4 protein-coding genes and 1 pseudogene are annotated in these 5472 nt (G+C 68.3%); 3 read left to right on the top strand and 2 right to left on the bottom strand.

Annotated elements, in window-relative coordinates:
- Positions 1-14 precede the first annotated feature (14 nt).
- Positions 15-785 (bottom strand): tyrosine-type recombinase/integrase, encoded by a 771-nt coding sequence (locus tag KHC23_RS18565; protein ID WP_213374564.1) that lies wholly within the window; start codon positions 783-785, stop codon positions 15-17.
- 234 nt (positions 786-1019) lie between these two features.
- Here KHC23_RS18565 and KHC23_RS18560 point away from each other — a divergent pair, with 234 nt between their 5' ends.
- The 3 genes from KHC23_RS18560 to KHC23_RS18550 all read left to right on the top strand — a co-directional run bounded on the left by KHC23_RS18560 (position 1020) and on the right by KHC23_RS18550 (position 5176).
- Positions 1020-2354: a virulence-associated E family protein gene (locus KHC23_RS18560; protein WP_246544764.1), complete on the top strand. Its 1335-nt coding sequence runs from the start codon at positions 1020-1022 to the stop codon at positions 2352-2354.
- Positions 2355-2742: 388 nt separating this feature from the next.
- Complete coding sequence (locus KHC23_RS18555; RefSeq protein ID WP_213374562.1) at positions 2743-3297, top strand: hypothetical protein; 555 nt, start codon at positions 2743-2745, stop codon at positions 3295-3297.
- On the top strand, positions 3290-5176 hold the full coding sequence (locus KHC23_RS18550) for a phage terminase large subunit family protein (protein WP_213374560.1): 1887 nt from the start codon (positions 3290-3292) through the stop codon (positions 5174-5176). Before KHC23_RS18555 ends, KHC23_RS18550 begins: the two co-directional genes overlap by 8 nt.
- 141 nt (positions 5177-5317) lie before the next feature.
- On the opposite strand, the pseudogene KHC23_RS18545 reads toward KHC23_RS18550, so the two are convergent.
- Positions 5318-5472 (bottom strand): annotated as a pseudogene (locus KHC23_RS18545) (IS5/IS1182 family transposase); the annotation flags it as partial.

Genomic DNA, 5472 nt, shown 5'->3' with positions numbered 1-5472 from the left:
AGCGGCAGGTGGGATTAGCTTAACTGCGCGTCCACGAAACCGGCAGCAGGCCAGGGCGCCGTCAGCAGCGCGCCGATCGCGGTCGGCTCTACGATCGCGGAGTGGTGTCGGGTCTTCGGCGCGATAAGGGCGCCACGAAGAGGATGCGTCGGGTCGATCTCTGCCTTTTGCGTGCTGACCGCATAGCGGAATACGCGGCTGCAAATCCCCCGCAGGCGCCGCGCCGTCTCGAAGGTGCCGCGACCCTCCACCTTCTTGAGAAGTTCGAGCACCTCGGCGGGCTTGATCTGGGCAACGGGTCGGTCGCCGAGAGCAGGGTAGGCGAAGTCTTCGAGCAGCCACTTGGCACTGCCCACCGTCGAATCGGCGCGGCCCTCAGCCACCAGCTTGGCGAGGTACTCGGTGCCCAACGCCCGGAAAGTGTGTTTCGTAAGGGCGTCAGACTCGACCCGGTCCTGCTTTCGCCGGGCGGCTGGATCGCAGCCCGCCGCCAGAAGCGCCTTCGCTTCATCCCGGCGAGCACGTGCGTCCTTGAGGGAAACGGCAGGGTAGGCGCCAAACGAAAGTTGCTTCTGCTTTCCGTCGAATCGGTAAGCCATTCGCCACAGGCGCCCGCCGGTGGGGCTGACGAACAGATGAAGGCCGCCGCTGTCGATAGCTTCCGGGGTTTGTCGGCAGCCCTGGCGCTTCGGCAGATCGTGTCTGTCAGCGTCATTTTGTTGGCATTTGATTCCAGCGAGTTGGTCGATGCCAACAACTATGTCAACAAAATCGCTGGATGCCACCGGATTGCGCTGGACTGCGTCGAACTGTCGACGCGCCCCAAGCCTTTGCAAATCAAACGTTTTCTGGACTTTCCCGGACAGCCTCGGCGGAGGTGGTGGCCTCCCGGAAGGGGCGCTAGCGCCGCATGTGCTTCAAGGGATTGAGCTGGCTAACAGCCCGCTTTCTCCCACTGTATTCATTGGGCTTTTCGCCGCTTTGGCGAACCGCGCGGCGCCCCGTTTGGAGGGTGCGCCATGAACGGGATGACCCACGAACAGGCGTTCGCGATCGCCGCGATCGTCGACCCGCCGACGGGTGCTCCCCGCCCCAGCCATGGCGGCCGGCGCCGTCCTCGCCCGGCGGCCAAGGAGCCCTATTCGGGCTGGCTGGCGGACTGCGCGCGGGACGACAAGGGCCAGCCGCTCGGCAACCTGGCGAACGCGGCGCACGCCCTGCGCTGCGATCCCGGTATCGCCCAGCTGTTCAGCTTCGACGAGTTCCGCTCGACCATGATGCTGGAGAATCCGGTGCCGAAGGTCGGCGAGGGCGACCTCCTCCCCGATGACGACTTCGTGCCCCGGCAGGTGTGCGACAACGACGTGAACCGGCTGCAGGAGTACCTGCAGGGCGCCGGCCTGCCGCGCCTCGGCAAGGACACGACCTTTCAGGCCGTCGATATCCGGGCGCATGAGCGCGGCTATCACCCCGTGCGCGAGTATCTCGACGGCTTGCCCTGGGATGGCACCCCGCGCGTCGTGACGTGGCTGCAGACCTATCTCGGCTGCGAGAAGACGCTCTACACCTCGCAGATCGGCGCCATGTTCCTCATCGCCATGGTGGCGCGCATCTTCGAGCCCGGCTGCAAGGCTGACTACATGCTGGTGCTCGAAGGGCCGCAGGGCGCCATGAAGTCCACGGCCTGCCGCATCCTCGGCGGCGAGTGGTTCTCCGACAACATGCCGGACGTGACCAGCGGCAAGGACGTAAGCCTGCATCTGCGCGGCAAATGGCTGATCGAGATTGCCGAGCTGTCGGCGATCAGCAAGGCGGAGGATGCGGCCCTGAAGGCCTTCCTTACCCGCTCGGTCGAGCGCTACCGCCCGCCTTACGGCCGCATCGAGGTGGAGATGCCCCGCCAGTGCGTCTTCATCGGCACCACGAACAAGGGCACCTATCTGCGCGATGAGACGGGCGGGCGTCGCTACTGGCCGGTGAAGGTCGGCACCATCGACCCGAACGCGCTGGAGCGCGACCGCGACCAGCTCTTCGCCGAGGCAGTCCACCTCTATCGGGCGGGCCGTTCATGGTGGCCATCGGCCGAGTTCGAGCGTACCCATATCAAGCCGCAGCAGGAGGCGCGATTCGAGGCGGATGCCTGGGAGGAAATCGTCGCGCCGTGGCTGATCGGTAAGACGCGCGTCACGGTCAAGGACGTCGCGCTGTTTGCCCTCGGCATGGACATGTCGCGTATTGGCACGGTGGATCAGCGGCGCATCGCCACCTGCCTTGAGCGTGTCGGCTGGGGTCGGGTGCCGCGCGGGCCAAGAGGCGAACGTTGGTTCGGGCCGATCGAGGGAGGTGTGCGGTGACGCTCATCGACCCGAAGAAGCTGACGCACCCTGACGCACTGACGCACTCCGACGCAGTTTCCATAACCCCTGTGTGTACGCGCGCGCACGCATGCCCCTTATATAGAGAACTGCGTCAGAGTGCGTCAGTGCGTCAGAGTCCGTCAGGACAGGCTGACGAGGGGATAGGCCAGAAGCTGATCGAGTTGGCGAGCCGGGTTCGCCGTCTTGTCCCCTCGCACCGTGACCCCGAGGCGTTCCACGAGGCCAAGTCGGAGATCGAGGCGGAGCTGCGGCTTCTGTCGCGGGTCCTCCCCCCGGTCCCTGTATGCGGGCGGCGAGAGCGCTTGAGTTCGCTAGACGGGGCGCGTTTGAGCCCTAAAGTCTCCGGCTTGAGAAAGGGTTGAGAATGCAGGATTTGCATAGCTCCTCCCTCTTCGCCGACGTGGTCGAAAGGCCGGCGGAAACCCTGTCCAAGAAGGGTTTTGCCGAGGCGATCGGCGTCTCGGCCGGGCGCGTGTCGCAGATGATCGCCGGCGGGCTTCCTGTCGAGCCGAACGGGCGCATCCATGTGGCGCGGGGCAAGGCGTGGGTGGCCGAGAATGTCGACCCGAACCGCCGGCGCGCCTCGCTCGATGGCCCTGCCCTTCCTTTGGCTTCCGCCTCGCCGCTTCCAGCCTCCTCCCGTGCGGTGCGCGACGCGGCGGAGGCGGAGATCGCCCGGCTGAAGGCCGAGCGCATGGGGCGGGCGCTGATCGACCGGGCGGCGACGCTGCGCACCATCGAGAGCCGCGCCCGCTTCGAGCGCGACGCCTGGCTCGGCTGGGTGAACCGGGCGGCACCGGAGATCGCCTCCACCACCGGCGCCGACCTCGCCGCCGTGGTGGCGGTGCTGGACCGGCTGGTGCGCGCCCAGCTGGTCACCCTGGCCGACATGCCGCTGGAGGACTTCCCCGATGACTGACGCCCTCGACCTCGCCGACCTTACCGCCGAGCTGGTCGACGCGGCCTGGCGGCGCGGGCTGCGGCCGGAGCTGCAGCTGACCGTGACCGAATGGGCGGACGCCAACCGCACCCTGCCGGGCACGAATGCCGAGCCGGGGCCGTGGCGCACCGCCCGCGTGCCCTATCTCGCCGAGATCATGGATTGCCTCTCCACGGCCTCCCCCGTCGAGCGGGTGGTGCTGATGAAGGGCGCGCAGACCGGCGGCACCGAGGCCGGGCTCAACGCCATCGGCTATTGGGTGGCGCACGCGCCGGGGCTGATCCTCGCCGTGTGGCCTTCCATCGACATGGTGCGCCGTAACTCGCGCACCCGCATCGAGCCGCTGATCGAGGGCACGCCTGCCCTGCGCTCGCGTATCGCCCCCGCCCGCTCCAAGGACCCCGGCAATACGGTGGGGCTGAAGGAGTTCCCCGGCGGCGCCCTCATCATGACCGGCGCCAACTCCGCCACCGGCCTGCGCTCCACCCCGGCGCGCTATCTCGTGCTCGACGAGGTGGACGCCTTCCCCGCCGATGCTGATGGCGAGGGTGACCCGGTGGCGCTGGCGGTGCAGCGCACCGTGACCTTCCGGGGCCGACGCAAGATCTTCCTCATCTCCACCCCGACCGAGGCCGGGGTGTCGCGCATCGAGAAGGCCTATGCCGAGAGCGACCAGCGCCGCTACTTCGTGCCCTGTCCCCACTGCGGCACGCACCAGGCTTTGAGCTGGCGCGGCGTGACCTGGCCGGAGGGCGAACCGCGCAAGGCGTTCTACACCTGCGAGGCCTGCGGCGGGGTGATCGAGGAGGCGGACAAGCCGGCGATGCTGGCCAGGGGCGAATGGCGCGCCACGGCGCAGGGCGACGGCCTCACCGCCGGCTTCCACCTCTCGGCGCTGTACTCGCCCTTCGAGAGCTGGGGAGAGATCGCCGCCGACTTCCTCACCTCGAAGCGCGACCCGGCCCGGCTGAAGACATGGACCAACCTCAAGCTCGGCGAGGCCTATGAAGACCGGGACATGGCGCCGCTGGCGCCGGACAGCCTCGCCTCACGCGGCATCGCCTGCGACCCGGCCTGGACCGAGCTGCTTCCCGAGGGCGTCGCGGTCATCACCGCCGGCGTTGACACCCAGGACGATCGCATTGAAGTGGAGTTCGTCGGCTGGGGCCGGGGCGAAGCCAGCTGGTCGCTCGACTATGACATCGTCCACGGCGACACCTCGCGCCCCGAGGTGTGGGCGGCACTCGACCGCCTGCTCGCCCGCCGCTTCCGCCACCCCAGGGCGATCCCCGACCTTCCCATCCTCGCCGTTGCCATCGATTCCGGCGGGCATCGCACCGACCAGGTGATGCGGTTCTCGGCCGAGCGGCTTAACCGCCGGATATGGGCGATCAAGGGCCGAGGCGGGCCGGGCGTGCCGCCCTGGCCCAAGCGCCCGCCCAAGCTGCGCAGCGCCAGCCTCGCCCCCGTCCATATCGTCGGCGTCGACACGCTCAAGCACGGGCTGCTCTCGCGGCTGCGGATCGACGATGGCGGCCCCGGCGCCTGCCACTGGCCGGCCGAGCGCGACTATCTCTGGTTCACCGGCCTCGTCGCCGAGCGCCCGGTGCGCCGCTACACGCGCGGCATCGCCCGCATCGAATGGGTGCCCGACCCCGGCGTGCGCAACGAGCCCCTCGACTGCCGCGTCTACGCCACGGCGGCCCTGCATGGGCTCTACGCCGCCGGCATGAGCCTGGCGGAGATGGTGGGCAAGGTGGAGGGTGCGGAGGTTCGGGCTGGGGCTACGGGGGCGGAGGTTGCCGGCGAGGCGCCGCGCCGGGCGCCCGCCGTGGTGCGGTCAAGCTGGGTGGGGTAAGGAAGGAGAATGGCCCGAGCGGCTCCCTGGTGCGAACGGCCGCTTCTCGCTCCCAAATTCGTTGTTCCGCGATTGTTGCCACCTCGCCAAAACTGCAAATTCCCGTGGATCCATTCCCCACGAGCAACCTAGGGTCGGGACTCATAACCAGTAGCTGACGGTGGCCGCGATGCAGACGGCTGCGAGGAAGTTGACGGCGTTGCGGTCGTACCGCGTGGCGACGCGTCGGAAGTCTTTGAGGCGGCAGAACATGCGCTCGATGGCGTTTCGGTTCCGGTAGAGCACGGGGGAGAAAC

Source organism: Ancylobacter dichloromethanicus (assembly GCF_018390645.1).
Lineage (GTDB): Bacteria > Pseudomonadota > Alphaproteobacteria > Rhizobiales > Xanthobacteraceae > Ancylobacter > Ancylobacter dichloromethanicus.
Note: the sequence above shows the minus strand (reverse complement) of the source record. Positions and strands in the feature narration are given on the sequence as shown.